This is a genomic window from Parazoarcus sp. PS-13 R2A, assembly GCF_057621855.1.
Genome location: NZ_JBYEXN010000039.1, coordinates 1 through 15,357 on the forward strand (window position 1 = coordinate 1; position 15,357 = coordinate 15,357).

Annotated in this window: 11 protein-coding genes and 1 tRNA gene; all 12 read left to right on the forward strand. The window is 59.7% G+C overall.

What is annotated here, in order from left to right:
• Positions 1-115: 115 nt before the first annotated feature.
• The 12 genes from AC22G6_RS21260 to fusA all read left to right on the forward strand — a co-directional run bounded on the left by AC22G6_RS21260 (position 116) and on the right by fusA (position 15,273).
• Positions 116-191 (forward strand) — tRNA-Trp (locus tag AC22G6_RS21260).
• Between the two features lie 26 nt (positions 192-217).
• Positions 218-565, forward strand: coding sequence for a preprotein translocase subunit SecE (secE, locus tag AC22G6_RS21265; RefSeq protein ID WP_108949547.1), 348 nt, complete (start codon positions 218-220; stop codon positions 563-565).
• Positions 566-567: 2 nt separating this feature from the next.
• Positions 568-1,101 carry a transcription termination/antitermination protein NusG gene (nusG, locus tag AC22G6_RS21270; RefSeq protein WP_487368440.1) on the forward strand — a complete coding sequence of 178 codons (534 nt, stop codon included), beginning with the start codon at positions 568-570 and terminating at the stop codon, positions 1,099-1,101.
• A gap of 107 nt (positions 1,102-1,208) precedes the next feature.
• Complete coding sequence (gene rplK / locus AC22G6_RS21275; RefSeq protein WP_108949545.1) at positions 1,209-1,640, forward strand: 50S ribosomal protein L11; 432 nt, start codon at positions 1,209-1,211, stop codon at positions 1,638-1,640.
• A gap of 2 nt (positions 1,641-1,642) precedes the next feature.
• Positions 1,643-2,338: a 50S ribosomal protein L1 gene (rplA, locus tag AC22G6_RS21280; RefSeq protein WP_108949544.1), complete on the forward strand. Its 696-nt coding sequence runs from the start codon at positions 1,643-1,645 to the stop codon at positions 2,336-2,338.
• 232 nt (positions 2,339-2,570) lie between these two features.
• Positions 2,571-3,071 carry a 50S ribosomal protein L10 gene (gene rplJ, locus AC22G6_RS21285; RefSeq protein ID WP_108949543.1) on the forward strand — a complete coding sequence of 167 codons (501 nt, stop codon included), beginning with the start codon at positions 2,571-2,573 and terminating at the stop codon, positions 3,069-3,071.
• Positions 3,072-3,108: 37 nt separating this feature from the next.
• Positions 3,109-3,483, forward strand: a complete 375-nt coding sequence (rplL, locus tag AC22G6_RS21290) for a 50S ribosomal protein L7/L12 (RefSeq protein ID WP_108949542.1) — start codon at positions 3,109-3,111, stop codon at positions 3,481-3,483.
• A 180-nt stretch (positions 3,484-3,663) separates the two neighbouring features.
• Positions 3,664-7,797, forward strand: coding sequence for a DNA-directed RNA polymerase subunit beta (gene rpoB / locus AC22G6_RS21295; protein WP_487368441.1), 4,134 nt, complete (start codon positions 3,664-3,666; stop codon positions 7,795-7,797).
• A 44-nt stretch (positions 7,798-7,841) separates the two neighbouring features.
• Positions 7,842-12,056 carry a DNA-directed RNA polymerase subunit beta' gene (rpoC, locus tag AC22G6_RS21300; RefSeq protein WP_108949540.1) on the forward strand — a complete coding sequence of 1,405 codons (4,215 nt, stop codon included), beginning with the start codon at positions 7,842-7,844 and terminating at the stop codon, positions 12,054-12,056.
• 132 nt (positions 12,057-12,188) lie between these two features.
• The gene (gene rpsL, locus AC22G6_RS21305) at positions 12,189-12,566 is read left to right on the forward strand and encodes a 30S ribosomal protein S12 (protein ID WP_108949539.1); all 378 of its coding nucleotides are present in this window, start codon (positions 12,189-12,191) and stop codon (positions 12,564-12,566) included.
• A gap of 33 nt (positions 12,567-12,599) precedes the next feature.
• Positions 12,600-13,070, forward strand: coding sequence for a 30S ribosomal protein S7 (gene rpsG / locus AC22G6_RS21310; RefSeq protein ID WP_108949538.1), 471 nt, complete (start codon positions 12,600-12,602; stop codon positions 13,068-13,070).
• Between the two features lie 106 nt (positions 13,071-13,176).
• The gene (fusA, locus tag AC22G6_RS21315; RefSeq protein WP_108949537.1) at positions 13,177-15,273 is read left to right on the forward strand and encodes an elongation factor G; all 2,097 of its coding nucleotides are present in this window, start codon (positions 13,177-13,179) and stop codon (positions 15,271-15,273) included.
• Positions 15,274-15,357 lie beyond the last annotated feature (84 nt).

A 15,357-nucleotide genomic window follows, 5' to 3' on the forward strand; every position in this document is an offset into this window, starting at 1 on the left:
TGAAGGTGGTCGTACTGTTGGCGCCGGTGTCGTCGCCAAGATCATCGAGTAATCGCCTCGGCGATTGATCGATCAGGAGCGCATCCGAAAGGATGCGCTTTGTAGTCTCTGCTGCAGGGGTATAGCTCAACTGGCAGAGCGTCGGTCTCCAAAACCGAAGGTTGGGGGTTCGATTCCCTCTGCCCCTGCCATAATTTTTCCGGAAGTCATTACCTCGATGGCCGATAAGTTGAAGTTCGCGCTGGCTCTGGCATTGGTTGCGGCCGGCGTGGTCGGCTTTTACCTCCTGTCAGAACAGGCTCTGGTCCTCCGTGTCCTGAGTGTTCTTGCAGGTCTGGGCGCTGGTCTGGTCGTTGCCTGGTACTCCGAAGCGGGTCGCCGCTTTGTTGAGTTCGCACGTGAGGCGGTTACCGAAACGAAAAAAGTGGTCTGGCCGAGCCGCAAGGAAACGGTTCAGACAACTGGCTTGGTTTTCGCCTTCGTTGTGGTAATGGCACTCTTCCTCTGGCTGACCGACAAGAGTCTGGAGTGGGTTCTGTACGACCTGATTCTGGGCTGGAAATAATCATGACAAAGCGCTGGTATGTTGTGCACGCTTATTCGGGCTTCGAGAAGTCCGTTCAGCGTGCGCTGGTTGACCGCATCACCCGCGCCGGAATGCAGGATGCTTTCGGGCAGATTCTGGTGCCGGTCGAAGAAGTGGTGGAAATGAAAGGCGGTCAGAAGAGCATCACTGAGCGCAAGTTTTTCCCGGGCTATGTGCTCGTGGAAATGGAAATGAACGACGAGTCCTGGCACTTGGTCAAGTCGACGCCGAAAGTCACCGGTTTTGTCGGTGGCACGGCGAACAAGCCTTCTCCGATCACCGAGAAGGAAGTCGACAAGATCATGCAGCAGATGCAGGAAGGCGTCGAGAAGCCGCGTCCGAAGGTGTTGTTCGAGACCGGTGAGGTCGTTCGGGTCAAGGAAGGTCCATTCACGGATTTCCATGGCGCCGTCGAAGATGTGAACTACGAAAAGAGCAAGCTGCGGGTGGCGGTGACCATTTTTGGTCGTTCGACGCCGGTAGAGCTGGATTTCGCCCAGGTCGAGAAGACCTGAGCGTTCAAAGGCGGGCGCCATGCGCCCGCCATTGCCCGTTCACGCGGGCAATGCGAGGAGCGTCGGCATCGTCGGCGCGCTAGCACTCATCACAGGAGCAAGCCGCAATGGCAAAGAAGATTATTGGTTACATCAAGCTGCAGGTTCCGGCCGGTAAGGCCAACCCCAGCCCCCCGATCGGTCCGGCGCTGGGTCAGCGCGGTCTGAACATCATGGAATTCTGCAAGGCCTTCAATGCCAAGACTCAAGGCATGGAACCCGGTCTGCCGATTCCGGTGGTGATCACCGCCTTCGCTGACAAGAGCTTCACCTTCATCATGAAGACGCCGCCGGCCACGGTTCTGATCAAGAAGGCCGCCGGTATCCAGAAGGGTTCGCCGAAGCCGCATACCGACAAGGTCGGTTCGGTCACCCGTGCGCAGATCGAGGAAATCGCCACCACCAAGATGGCCGACCTCACCGCTGCAAACATGGAAGCCGCCGTGCGTACGATCGCCGGTTCCGCGCGCAGCATGGGCATCACCGTGGAGGGCCTCTAATCATGGCTAAGATTTCCAAGCGAGTTCAGGCGCTCCGCGCCAAAGTCGACCGCAACAAGGTCTACCCCGTTGCCGAAGCGCTGACGCTGATCAAGGAATGCGCAACCGCGAAGTTTGACGAGTCGATCGACGTGGCTGTTAACCTCGGCGTCGATGCACGCAAGTCGGACCAGGTCGTTCGTGGTTCCGTGGTGCTGCCCGCCGGTACCGGCAAGTCGGTTCGCGTGGCTGTGTTCGCCCAGGGCGACAAGGCCGAAGCCGCCCGCGCTGCTGGTGCTGACGTCGTCGGTTTCGACGACCTCGCCGAGCAGGTCAAGGCTGGCAACATCGACTTCGATCTGTGTATCGCGACCCCCGATGCAATGCGCGTCGTCGGTCAGCTGGGTCAGATTCTCGGCCCCCGTGGTCTGATGCCGAACCCGAAGGTTGGCACCGTGACCATGGACGTCACCACTGCAGTCAAGAACGCCAAGGCCGGTCAGGTTCAGTACCGTACCGACAAGGGTGGTCTGGTGCACGCCACCATCGGCCGTGCATCCTTCGGTGTCGAAGCGCTGCAGCAGAACCTTAACGCTTTTGTCGATGCGCTGGTCAAGGCTCGTCCCGCAGCTGCCAAGGGCGTGTATCTGCGCCGTATGGCGCTGTCGAGCACGATGGGCGCCGGTGTGCGCATCGAAACGAATACCTCCGCAAGCTAAGCTGCGGAGTCACTAACTTTGGGCCGTTCCGGTGCTTCGGTACCGGACGGATCGTCAAAGACCGCAGGTGCGCTTGCCTCGGCAAGCGTCTAATCAGCCCTCGGGCGGCCTGCGCAGACGGTGAACCCAGAACAGGATTTTGGCTGATGCTTCAGTCGTACTCCTGATCCAGGTCGCCGTGGGTGTGAATCGCAGTGCGGTTCACGTGTTGACTTGAAAGGAGGAAAGGCCTGTGAGTCTCAATCTCGATGATAAGAAAGCCGTAGTGGCAGAGGTGTCGGCACAAGTAGCCAACGCCCAGACTATCGCGGTGGCCGAGTACCGCGGCATGGAAGTGGGTGATCTCACTGTGCTGCGTTCCAAGGCCCGCGAAGCTGGCGTTTATCTGCGTGTGCTGAAGAATACCCTGGTGCGTCGTGCGATCGCCGAAACCCCGTTTGCCGGGTTGTCGGACCAGCTGGTCGGTCCGTTGATCTATGGCATCTCGGAAGATCCCGTCGCCGCAGCCAAGGTGCTCAACGACTTCGCCAAGACGAATGACAAGCTGGTTCTGAAAGCCGGTTCCTATGCGGGCAACACGCTCGACAAGGCCGCTCTTCAGTCCCTGGCTTCGATTCCGAGCCGCGAAGAGTTGCTCGCCAAGCTGTTGGGCATCATGCAGGCGCCGGTTACCGGCTTTGCATGCACGCTCGCCGCCCTCGCCAAGAAGCGCGAGGAAGAAGCGGCCGCCTGACCGTTTTCTGAAAAGTTTCGATTTTGGAGTGATTTAAATGGCAATCAGCAAAGAAGACATCCTCGAAGCCGTTGGCTCGATGACCGTGATGGACCTGAACGACCTGGTTAAGGCGTTCGAAGAGAAGTTTGGCGTTTCCGCTGCCTCCATGGCCGTGGCTGCACCGGGCGCCGGCGCTGCCGCTGCTGCTGTTGAAGAGCAGACCGAATTTGACGTGATCCTCGTTGCCACCGGCGACAAGAAGGTTGAGGTCATCAAGGTCGTGCGTGCTGCTACCGGCCTCGGCCTGAAGGAAGCCAAGGACGTCGTTGACGGCGCTCCCAAGGCTGTGAAGGAAGGCGTGTCGAAGGCTGACGCCGACGCGCTGAAGAAGCAACTGGAAGATGCAGGCGCGAAGGTCGAGATCAAGTAAGTCTCGCTTTCGCTGCAGGGCTGGCGCTCGTGATGAGCACCAGCCCTTTCGTGCTTTGTACTAAGCACGAAGACAGAACAAAGCGTCCCCGAATTTTCTGCGCGTAAAAGTGTCAATCAAGTCCAGAACGTGGGCGTTGTGTTCTGTCTTCCCGACGTTCGACCTCTAGCCGGAGCATCCATGGCGTATTCCTACACTGAGAAAAAGCGTATCCGCAAGAGCTTCGCCAAGCGCGCGGCCGTGCTCGATGCGCCTTTCCTGCTCGCCACCCAGATCGAGTCGTTTGCTGCATTCCTGCAGGCGGATACCCCGCCCGAGACGCGGCTCAACGATGGCCTGCAGGCGGCCTTTACCTCGATTTTCCCGATTTCAAGCCACAGCGGCAACGCCCGCCTCGAGTTCGTCCAGTACATGCTGGGCGAGCCCGCATTCGACGTGAAGGAATGTCAGCAGCGTGGCCTGACCTTCGCCTCGCCCTTGCGTGCCCGTGTGCGTCTCGTGATCATGGATCGCGAAGCGCCCAAGGAGACCATCAAGGAAGTGAAGGAACAGGAAGTCTACATGGGCGAGATTCCGCTCATGACCGACACCGGTTCATTCGTGATCAACGGCACCGAGCGTGTCATCGTGTCGCAGCTGCACCGTTCGCCCGGCGTGTTCTTCGAGCACGACCGCGGCAAGACGCATTCGTCCGGCAAGCTGCTGTTCTCGGCACGTATCATTCCTTACCGCGGTTCGTGGCTCGACTTCGAGTACGATCCCAAGGACTACCTGTACTTCCGTGTTGACCGTCGCCGGAAGATGCCGGTAACGATCCTGCTGCGCGCCATTGGACTGACGCCCGAAGAGATCCTCGAGACCTTCCACGATTTCGACGCATTCCATCTGTCGGCCGACGCGATCCATTTCGATCTCGTGCCCGATCGCCTGCGTGGCGAAGTGGCGCGCTTCGACATCGTATCGCCCGATGGCAAGCTGATCGTTGCGCGCGACAAGCGCATCACCGCCAAGCACATTCGTGAACTCGACCAGGCTGGCGTCAAGACCATCACGGTGCCGGAAGACTTCATTCTTGGCCGCATCATTGCCAAGAACGTTGCCGACGCCGAGACCGGCGAACTGGTGGCGCGTGCCAACGACGAGATCACCGAAGAGCTGCTCGAGAAGCTGCGCGACGCTGGCGTCCGTGATCTGCTGACGCTGTACGTGAACGACCTCGATCGTGGTGCCTACATCTCCTCGACCCTGCGCATCGACGAAACCGCCGATCAGTGGGCTGCGAAGGTTGCGATTTACCGCATGATGCGTCCGGGCGAGCCGCCCACCGAAGACGCCGTGCTGGCACTGTTCAACGGGCTGTTCTACGCGCCTGAGCGCTACGACCTGTCGACCGTCGGTCGCATGAAGTTCAACCGCCGCGCCTACCCGGAAAAGATCGACGAGCGCACCCCGGCGTGGCTCAAGCGTTTCTACGACGCAGTCGGCCCGCGTGGTGAAGACGGCAGCGGCGTGCTGGTGAACGAGGACATCCTCGCCGTCATCGGCATCCTGGTCGAGCTTCGCAACGGCCGCGGCGAAATCGACGACATCGATCACCTCGGCAACCGCCGGGTGCGTTCGGTTGGCGAACTTGCCGAGAACCAGTTCCGCGCAGGCCTGGTCCGCGTCGAGCGTGCGGTCAAGGAGCGTCTGTCGCAGGCTGAGTCCGACAACCTGATGCCGCACGACCTGATCAATGCCAAGCCGATTTCGGCCGCGATCAAGGAATTCTTCGGTTCCAGCCAGCTGTCGCAGTTCATGGACCAGACCAACCCGCTGTCCGAGATCACGCACAAGCGTCGTGTCTCGGCACTCGGACCTGGCGGTCTGACGCGCGAGCGTGCCGGTTTTGAAGTCCGCGACGTGCACCCGACCCACTATGGTCGTGTGTGCCCGATCGAGACCCCGGAAGGCCCGAACATCGGTCTGATCAACTCGCTGGCCGTGTATGCACGGACCAACCGTCACGGCTTCCTCGAGACCCCGTACCGCAAGGTCGAGAACAGCACCGTCACCGATCAGATCGATTACCTGTCGGCAATCGAGGAAGGTCAGTACGTGATCGCCCAGGCGAACGCCGAGATCAACGAAGACGGCCTGCTGGTCGGCGATCTCGTGTCCTGCCGGCACAAGGGCGAATTCGCTCTGGCCACTGCGGATCAGGTCCAGTACATGGACGTGGCCCCGGGTCAGATCGTATCGGTGGCTGCTTCGCTGATTCCGTTCCTCGAGCACGACGACGCGAACCGCGCACTGATGGGCGCGAACATGCAGCGTCAGGCTGTGCCTTGCCTGCGCCCTGAAAAGCCGCTGGTGGGTACCGGCATCGAGCGTACCGTTGCGGTCGACTCGGGTACCGCAGTTCAGGCCAAGCGTGGCGGTCTGGTCGATTATGTCGATGCCCAGCGTATCGTCGTCCGTGTAAACGACGACGAGGCGCAGGCGGGTGATGTCGGTGTCGACATCTACAACATGATCAAGTACACCCGCTCCAACCAGAACACCAACATCAACCAGCGTCCGGTGGTGAAGGTTGGCGATCGCATCTCGCGCGGCGACGTGATTGCCGACGGCGCATCGACCGACCTGGGCGAGCTTGCGCTCGGCCAGAACATGCTGGTGGCGTTCATGCCGTGGAACGGCTACAACTTCGAAGACTCGATCCTCATCTCGGAGCGTGTGGTTGCCGACGACCGCTTTACCTCGATCCACGTTGAGGAACTGACGGTTGTTGCCCGTGACACCAAGCTTGGACCTGAGGAAATCACCCGTGACATCGCGTCGCTGGGTGAGGCTCAGCTGGGCCGACTCGACGAATCCGGCATCGTGTATATCGGTGCGGAAGTCGAAGCTGGCGACGTACTGGTGGGCAAGGTCACGCCGAAGGGCGAGACCCAGCTCACGCCTGAAGAGAAGCTGCTGCGTGCGATCTTCGGCGAGAAGGCTTCGGACGTTAAGGACACTTCGCTGCGCGTGCCCTCGGGCATGGTCGGTACCGTCATCGACGTTCAGGTGTTCACCCGTGAAGGGATCGAGCGCGACAAGCGCGCCCAGTCGATCATTGATGATCAGCTGCGTGGCTTCAAGACCGACCTTGCCGACCAGATGCGGATTGTGGAGCGCGATGCGTTCGCCCGTATCCAGCGCATGATCGTTGGGCAGAAGGCCAATGGCGGACCGAAGAAGCTGGCCAAGGGCAGCGAGATCACCGTCGAGTACCTCGAATCGCTCGAGTTCTATCACTGGTTCGACATCCGCCTCGCGGATGAGGGCCTGGCGACCCAGCTCGAAGCCATTCGCGAAGGTCTCGAGACCACACGCAAGGACTTCGATTCGGCCTTCGAGATCAAGAAGCGCAAGCTGACCCAGGGCGATGAACTGCCGCCGGGCGTGCAGAAGATGGTCAAGGTCTATCTGGCCGTGAAGCGTCGCCTGCAGCCGGGTGACAAGATGGCCGGTCGTCACGGTAACAAGGGTGTGGTGTCGAAGATCGTTCCGGTCGAAGACATGCCCTACATGGCTGACGGCACCTCCGCCGACATCGTGCTGAACCCGCTGGGCGTGCCTTCGCGGATGAACATCGGTCAGATTCTCGAAACCCACCTCGGCTGGGCGGCGAAGGGTCTTGGTCAGAAGATCGACAAGATGCTGCGCGCCAATGCTGCGGTCAAGGAAGTGCGCGGTTTCCTCGAAGAGATCTATAACGGTAGTGGCAAGCCGGAACAACTCGACCAGTTCGACGACAAGGAGATCACCGATCTTGCTTCGAACCTGGTGAAGGGTGTGCCGTTTGCGACCCCGGTGTTCGACGGTGCGCACGAGGACGAGATCGAGAAGATGCTGGTGCTGGCTGACCTGCCGATCAGCGGTCAGGTCACGCTGTATGACGGTCGTACCGGCGAGGCTTTCGAGCGCAAGGTGACGGTCGGCTACAAGCATGTCCTGAAACTGCATCACCTGGTTGACGACAAGATGCACGCACGTTCGACCGGTCCGTACTCGCTCGTGACCCAGCAGCCGCTGGGTGGTAAGGCGCAGTTCGGCGGTCAGCGTTTCGGTGAAATGGAAGTGTGGGCGCTGGAAGCCTACGGTGCCGCTTACACCCTGCAGGAAATGCTGACGGTCAAGTCGGATGACGTTACCGGCCGGACCAAGGTGTACGAGAGCATCGTCAAGGGCGAGCACAAGATCGATTCCGGCATGCCGGAGTCCTTCAACGTGCTGGTGAAGGAAATTCGTTCCCTGGCGATCGACATCGATCTGGACCGCGGTTGAACCGGAGACATTGCGTACCCCGCATGTCCTGGATGGAGTGATATATGAAGAGCCTGCTCGCTGACCTGTTCAAGCAAACCTTGCCGCATGAGGAAGAGTTCGAAGCCATTACCATTGGCCTCGCCTCGCCCGACAAGATCCGGTCGTGGTCCTACGGTGAAGTCAAGAAGCCCGAGACCATCAACTACCGTACGTTCAAGCCCGAACGCGACGGTCTGTTCTGCGCCAAGATCTTCGGGCCGGTCAAGGACTACGAGTGTCTGTGTGGCAAATACAAGCGCCTCAAGCACCGTGGCGTGATCTGCGAAAAGTGTGGCGTTGAAGTCACGCTGTCGAAAGTACGCCGCGAGCGCATGGGCCATATCGAACTGGCCAGCGTCGTTGCACACATCTGGTTCCTGAAGAGCCTGCCGAGCCGCCTCGGCATGGTGCTCGACATGACCCTGCGCGACATCGAGCGCGTGCTTTACTTCGAAGCCTTCGTGGTGGTCGAGCCGGGTATGACCCCGCTCAACCGCGGTCAGCTGCTGACCGAGGACGACTACCTGGCGAAGGTCGAAGAGTACGGCGACGACTTCGATGCCGTAATGGGCGCCGAAGGTATTCGCGAACTGCTGCGCACCCTCGACGTCAGCCTCGAAATCGAGAAGCTGCGTTCCGACCTCGAGACCACCGGCTCCGAAGCCAAGGTAAAGAAGTATTCCAAGCGCCTCAAGGTGCTGGAGGCCTTCCAGCACTCGGGCATCAAGCCTGAGTGGATGATTCTCGAAGTGCTGCCGGTGCTGCCGCCTGACCTGCGCCCGCTGGTGCCGCTGGACGGTGGCCGTTTCGCCACCTCCGACCTGAACGATCTGTATCGTCGCGTCATCAACCGTAACAACCGCCTGAAGCGTCTGCTCGAGCTGAAGGCGCCGGACATCATCGTCCGTAACGAAAAGCGCATGCTGCAGGAGTCGGTCGACTCCTTGCTCGACAACGGTCGTCGCGGCAAGGCCATGACGGGCGCCAACAAGCGTCCGCTGAAGTCGCTCGCCGACATGATCAAGGGCAAGGGCGGTCGTTTCCGTCAGAACCTGCTGGGCAAGCGCGTTGACTACTCGGGTCGTTCGGTCATTACCGTTGGTCCGCAGCTCAAGCTGCACCAGTGCGGTCTGCCCAAGCTGATGGCGCTTGAGCTGTTCAAGCCCTTCATCTTCAACAAGCTCGAACTGCTCGGGCTGGCGACCACGATCAAGCAGGCCAAGAAAATGGTCGAGCTGCAGGAACCGGTGGTGTGGGACATCCTCGAAGATGTCATCCGCGAACACCCGGTGATGCTGAACCGCGCGCCGACCCTGCACCGCCTTGGCATCCAGGCATTCGAGCCGGTGCTGATCGAAGGCAAGGCCATCCAGCTGCATCCGCTGGTCTGCGTGGCGTTCAACGCCGACTTCGACGGTGACCAGATGGCCGTCCACGTGCCGCTGTCGCTGGAAGCACAGATGGAAGCCCGCACGCTGATGCTGGCTTCGAACAACGTGCTTTCGCCCGCCAACGGCGAGCCGATCATCGTGCCGTCGCAGGATATCGTTCTCGGTCTGTACTACGCCACCCGCGAAGGTGTGAACGTGCCTGGCGAAGGCATGTTCATGGCTGACGTGAGCGAAGTGAAGCGTGCGTACGAGTCGGGTCAGATCTCGCTGCATGCACGTATCACGGTGCGTCTGAAGGAAGCCGACCTGGGGCCTGACGGCGAGCGCATCGAGCGTATCGGCCGTTATGAAACCACGGCCGGGCGTGCGATTCTGTCAGAGATCCTGCCGGCAGGCCTGCCGTTCAGCGTCATTGACAAGCCGCTCAAGAAGAAGGAAATCTCGAAGCTCATCAACGCATCGTTCCGCCGTTGCGGTCTGCGTGCGACGGTGATCTTTGCCGACCAGCTGATGCAGTTCGGTTACCGTCTCGCAACCCGCGCCGGTATCTCGATTGCGGTCAAGGACATGCTGGTCCCGAAGCTGAAGGAAGACCTGATTCGCGCAGCCGAGAGCGAAGTCAAGGAAATCGCCCAGCAGTACACCTCGGGTCTGGTAACGGACGGCGAGCGCTACAACAAGGTCGTGGACATCTGGGGTCGCTGTGGCGACCAGGTTGCCAAGGCCATGATGGAGCAGCTTGGCTCGGAAGAAGTGGTCGACCGCGAAGGCAAGACGGTCAAGCAGGAAGCGTTCAACTCGATTTACATGATGGCCGACTCGGGCGCGCGGGGTTCCGCGGCTCAGATCCGTCAGCTTGCCGGCATGCGTGGCCTGATGGCCAAGCCGGATGGCTCGATTATCGAGACGCCTATCACGACCAACTTCCGTGAGGGTCTGAACGTTCTGCAGTACTTCATCTCCACGCACGGTGCCCGTAAGGGTCTGGCCGACACGGCGCTGAAGACGGCAAACTCGGGTTATCTGACACGCCGTCTGGTTGACGTGACCCAGGATCTGGTGGTCATCGAGGACGATTGCGGCACGCGTGAAGGCTTCTCGATGAAGGCCCTGATCGAGGGTGGTGAGGTCATCGAGCCCTTGCGCGACCGGATTCTCGGCCGCGTCTGCGTTGATGACATCGTCAGTCCCGATACGCAGGAAACCGTTATCGAGGCAGGCTCGCTGCTCGACGAAGATGCTGTCGACCTCGTCGAGAGCCTCGGTGTCGATGAAGTCAAGGTGCGTACGCCGCTGACCTGCGAAACGCGCTACGGCTTGTGTGCCCAGTGCTACGGTCGTGACCTTGGTCGCGGCATGCGCGTCAATGCCGGTGAGGCTGTAGGTGTGATCGCCGCACAGTCGATCGGTGAGCCGGGTACCCAGCTGACCATGCGTACCTTCCACGTCGGTGGTGCTGCTTCGCGGGCTGCATCCGCGAGCGGTGTCGAGGCGAAATCGACCGGTACCATCCGCTTTGCCGGCAATATGCGTTACGTGTCGAGCGCCAAGGGCGAGAAAGTGGTCATCGCGCGTTCGGCAGAGGTTGTGGTTGCCGACGAGATGGGCCGCGAGCGCGAGCGTCACAAGCTCCCGTACGGTGCAATGCTGCTGGTCGACGACGGTGGAACCGTCAAGGCCGGCGCGCAGCTTGCGACCTGGGATCCGCACACCCGTCCGATCGTCACCGAATACTCCGGTACGGTGAAGTTCGAGAACGTCGAGGAAGGTGCAACGGTCGCCAAGCAGATCGACGAAGTGACCGGTCTGTCGACCCTGGTGGTCATCGACTCCAAGCGTCGCTCCCCGACGGGTACGGCGAAGGGTGTCCGGCCGCAGGTCAAGCTGCTTGACGAGAACGGCGAAGAAGTCCGCATCGCCGGTACCGATCACGCAGTGACCATCACCTTCCAGGTCGGTTCGCTGATCACGGTGAAGGATGGTCAGCAGGTCTTCGTGGGCGACGTGCTTGCACGTATCCCGCAGGAATCGGCTAAGACGCGTGACATTACCGGTGGTCTGCCGCGCGTTGCCGAACTGTTTGAAGCCCGTTCGCCGAAGGACGCAGGCCTGCTCGCCGAGTACACCGGTACGGTTTCCTTCGGTAAGGACACCAAGGGCAAGCAGCGTCTGGTCATCACCGAGCCCGATGGCACGGTGCATGAATTCCTGATCCCGAAGGACAAGCATCTGATGGTCCACGACGGTCAGGTGGTGAACAAGGGTGAGCACATCGTCGACGGTCCGGCAGACCCGCATGACATTCTGCGGCTGCAGGGTATCAATGCGCTGGCTCGCTACATCATCGACGAAGTTCAGGACGTTTATCGTCTCCAGGGCGTGAAGATCAACGACAAACACATTGAAGTCATCGTGCGTCAGATGCTTCGTCGCGTCGTGATCAGTGATTCCGGCGACAGCCGTTTCATCCGCGAGGAACAGGTCGAACGTTCCGAAGTCCTGGACGAAAACGACCGCCTGGAAGCAGAAGGAAAGCTTCCGGCTCAATACGAGAACGTGCTGCTCGGTATTACCAAGGCTTCGTTGTCGACCGATTCGTTCATCTCCGCTGCTTCCTTCCAGGAAACCACGCGGGTGCTGACTGAAGCGGCGATCATGGGCAAGCGTGACGAGCTGCGCGGCCTGAAGGAAAACGTCATTGTCGGTCGACTGATTCCTGCTGGTACCGGTCTCGCCTACCATCGCAGCCGCAAGGCGCAGGTGGCGGGAGAGGATCTTGGCTCGGGGCATGCCTGGGCACCGGAAGAAGTTGTTGCGGAAGTGCACCAGGATAGTCACACGAGTTGACTTTTATTTAAGTCTCGGACTAAACTCCGGCCTCTTTTTGTGGACCGACCAATCGTAGTCGGTCGCAGCCGGAATAAACCGCCCGAGGCGGCCCTTGGCGGGCTGCCTCGGTTTTTTGGGAATTCTCAAGCTATGCCAACAATCAATCAGCTTGTCCGCAAGCCGCGTCAGCTGGAAGTAATCAAGAGCAAGGTTCCTGCGCTCGAAGCCTGCCCGCAGAAGCGTGGCGTGTGTACGCGCGTTTACACGACAACTCCGAAGAAGCCGAACTCGGCGCTGCGTAAAGTGGCCAAGGTTCGTCTGACCAACGGTTTTGAAGTCATTTCGTACATCGGTGGTGAAGGTCACAACCTCCAGGAGCACTCCGTGGTCCTGATCCGTGGTGGCCGGGTAAAGGATTTGCCGGGTGTGCGTTACCACATCGTTCGCGGCTCCCTCGATCTTCAGGGTGTCAAGGATCGGAAGCAGTCGCGCTCCAAGTACGGCGCGAAGCGTCCGAAGAAAGCCTGATCGGCTTTACCAAAACATTTTTGAGGGTTAGATATGCCGCGTCGTCGCGAAGTACCAAAACGTGAAATTCTGCCGGATCCGAAATTCGCATCCCAGGATGTTTCCAAGTTCATCAACGTGATCATGCAGTCCGGCAAGAAGGCCGTTGCTGAACGCATCGTCTATGGTGCCTTTGATCACATCTCGACCAAGTCGGGCAAGGATCCGCTCGAGGTTTTCGCCTCCGCGGTTGCCAACGTCAAGCCTGTGGTCGAAGTCAAGAGCCGTCGCGTTGGTGGTGCAAACTACCAGGTGCCGGTCGAGGTTCGTCCTTCCCGCCGCATGGCGCTCTCGATGCGCTGGCTGCGTGAGTCGGCCCGCAAGCGTGCCGAGAAGTCGATGGCCCAGCGTCTTGCTGGCGAGCTGCTCGAGGCCGCTGATGGCCGTGGCGCTGCCATGAAGAAGCGCGAGGAAGTCCACAGGATGGCCGAGGCTAACAAGGCATTCTCACACTACCGCTTCTGATTCTTATTGGTGGCGGTGTTTCGAGCCCTGTATAGGGCTCGATTGTTTTTAACGAAACGAACGGTTCATCGCGCATGCTGCGCGAATAACGTAAGGCAGGTAAAACGTGGCTCGCAAGACTCCTATTGAGCGCTACCGCAACATCGGTATCTCAGCGCACATCGACGCCGGCAAGACGACAACGACCGAGCGCATCCTTTTCTACACCGGTGTCAATCACAAGATTGGTGAGGTGCATGATGGCGCCGCCACCATGGACTGGATGGCGCAAGAGCAGGAGCGCGGGATCACGATTACCTCCGCTGCGACGACCTGCTTCTGGAAGGGCATGGAAATGTCCTATCCCGAGCACCGCTTCAACATCATCGACACCCCGGGGCACGTTGACTTCACGATCGAAGTCGAGCGTTCCATGCGTGTGCTCGATGGTGCGTGCATGGTCTATTGCGCTGTGGGTGGTGTTCAGCCGCAGTCGGAAACCGTGTGGCGTCAGGCTACCAAGTACAAGGTTCCTCGTCTGGCCTTCGTGAACAAGATGGACCGCTCCGGCGCCAACTTCTTCAAGGTCGTCGAGCAGATGAAGCAGCGCCTGAAGGCAAATCCCGTGCCGATCGTCATTCCTATCGGTGCCGAAGATACCTTCACCGGTGTTGTCGATCTGGTTCGCATGAAAGCGATCATCTGGGACGAAGCGTCCCAGGGCATGAAGTTCGAGTACAAAGAGATTCCTGCAGAGCTCGTCGAGCTTGCAAACGAGTGGCGCGAACAGATGGTTGAGGCGGCTGCAGAAGCCAACGAAGACCTGATGAACGAGTACCTCGAGAATGGTGATCTGTCGCCTGAGAAGATCAACGCCGGTCTGCGTCAGCGTACGCTGGCTTGCGAAATTCAGCCGATGCTCTGCGGTACCGCATTCAAGAACAAGGGTGTCCAGCGCATGCTCGACGCCGTCATCGAGCTGCTGCCGTCGCCGGTGGATATTCCCCCGGTCGTTGGTATCGATGACGACGAGAAGGAAACTTCGCGCAAGGCTGACGACAAGGAAAAGTTTTCGGCGCTTGCATTCAAGCTCATGACCGACCCGTTCGTCGGTCAGCTGACCTTCGTGCGTGTTTACTCCGGCGTGCTGAACTCCGGTGAGACCGTGCTGAACTCGGTGAAGGGCAAGAAAGAGCGTATCGGCCGGATCCTGCAGATGCACGCCAACGAGCGTGAAGAAATCAAGGAAGTGCTGGCCGGCGACATCGCAGCCTGCGTGGGCCTGAAGGAAGTGACCACGGGTGAAACCCTGTGTGATCCGAGCGCACCCATCATTCTTGAGCGCATGATCTTCCCGGATCCGGTGATTCACGTTGCCGTTGAGCCGAAGACCAAGAGCGACCAGGAGCGCATGGGTATTGCGCTGGGTCGTCTGGCTGCAGAAGATCCGTCGTTCCGCGTGCGTACTGACGAAGAATCTGGTCAGACCATCATCTCAGGTATGGGCGAACTGCACCTCGAGATCATCGTCGACCGCATGAAGCGTGAGTTCAACGTCGAAGCAAACGTCGGTGCGCCTCAGGTTGCATACCGCGAGGCAATCCGCAAGGCTGTCGAGCAGGAAGGCAAGTTCGTCAAGCAGTCTGGTGGTCGCGGTCAGTACGGTCACGTGTGGATCAAGCTCGAGCCGAACGAAACCGGCAAGGGTTACGAATTCGTCGATGCGATCAAGGGTGGTGTGGTTCCGCGCGAATACATCCCGGCGGTCGACAAGGGTCTGCAGGATACGCTGCCGAACGGCGTGCTCGCCGGCTTCCCGGTCGTGGATGTGAAGGTCACGCTGTTTGACGGTTCCTACCACGATGTCGACTCGAACGAAAACGCGTTCAAGATGGCTGCTTCGATGGCCTTCAAGGATGCAATGCGCAAGGCCAACCCCGTGCTGCTCGAGCCGATGATGGCTGTTGTGGTCGAGACGCCTGAGGACTACATGGGTAACGTGATGGGCGACCTGTCGGGTCGTCGCGGCATCGTTCAGGGCATGGAAGACCTCATCGGTGGTGTGAAAGAGATCAAGGCTGAAGTGCCGCTTGCCGAGATGTTCGGTTATGCGACCCAGCTGCGCTCGCTGTCACAGGGTCGTGCGACCTATTCGATGGAATTCAAGCACTACTCGGAAGCGCCCAAGAGCGTCGCCGAGGCAGTGATCAACAATCGCAAGTAATCAACGATCTAAAGCGAGGATTTAGTAATGGCTAAGGGTAAGTTTGAGCGTACGAAGCCGCACGTAAACGTTGGCACGATTGGC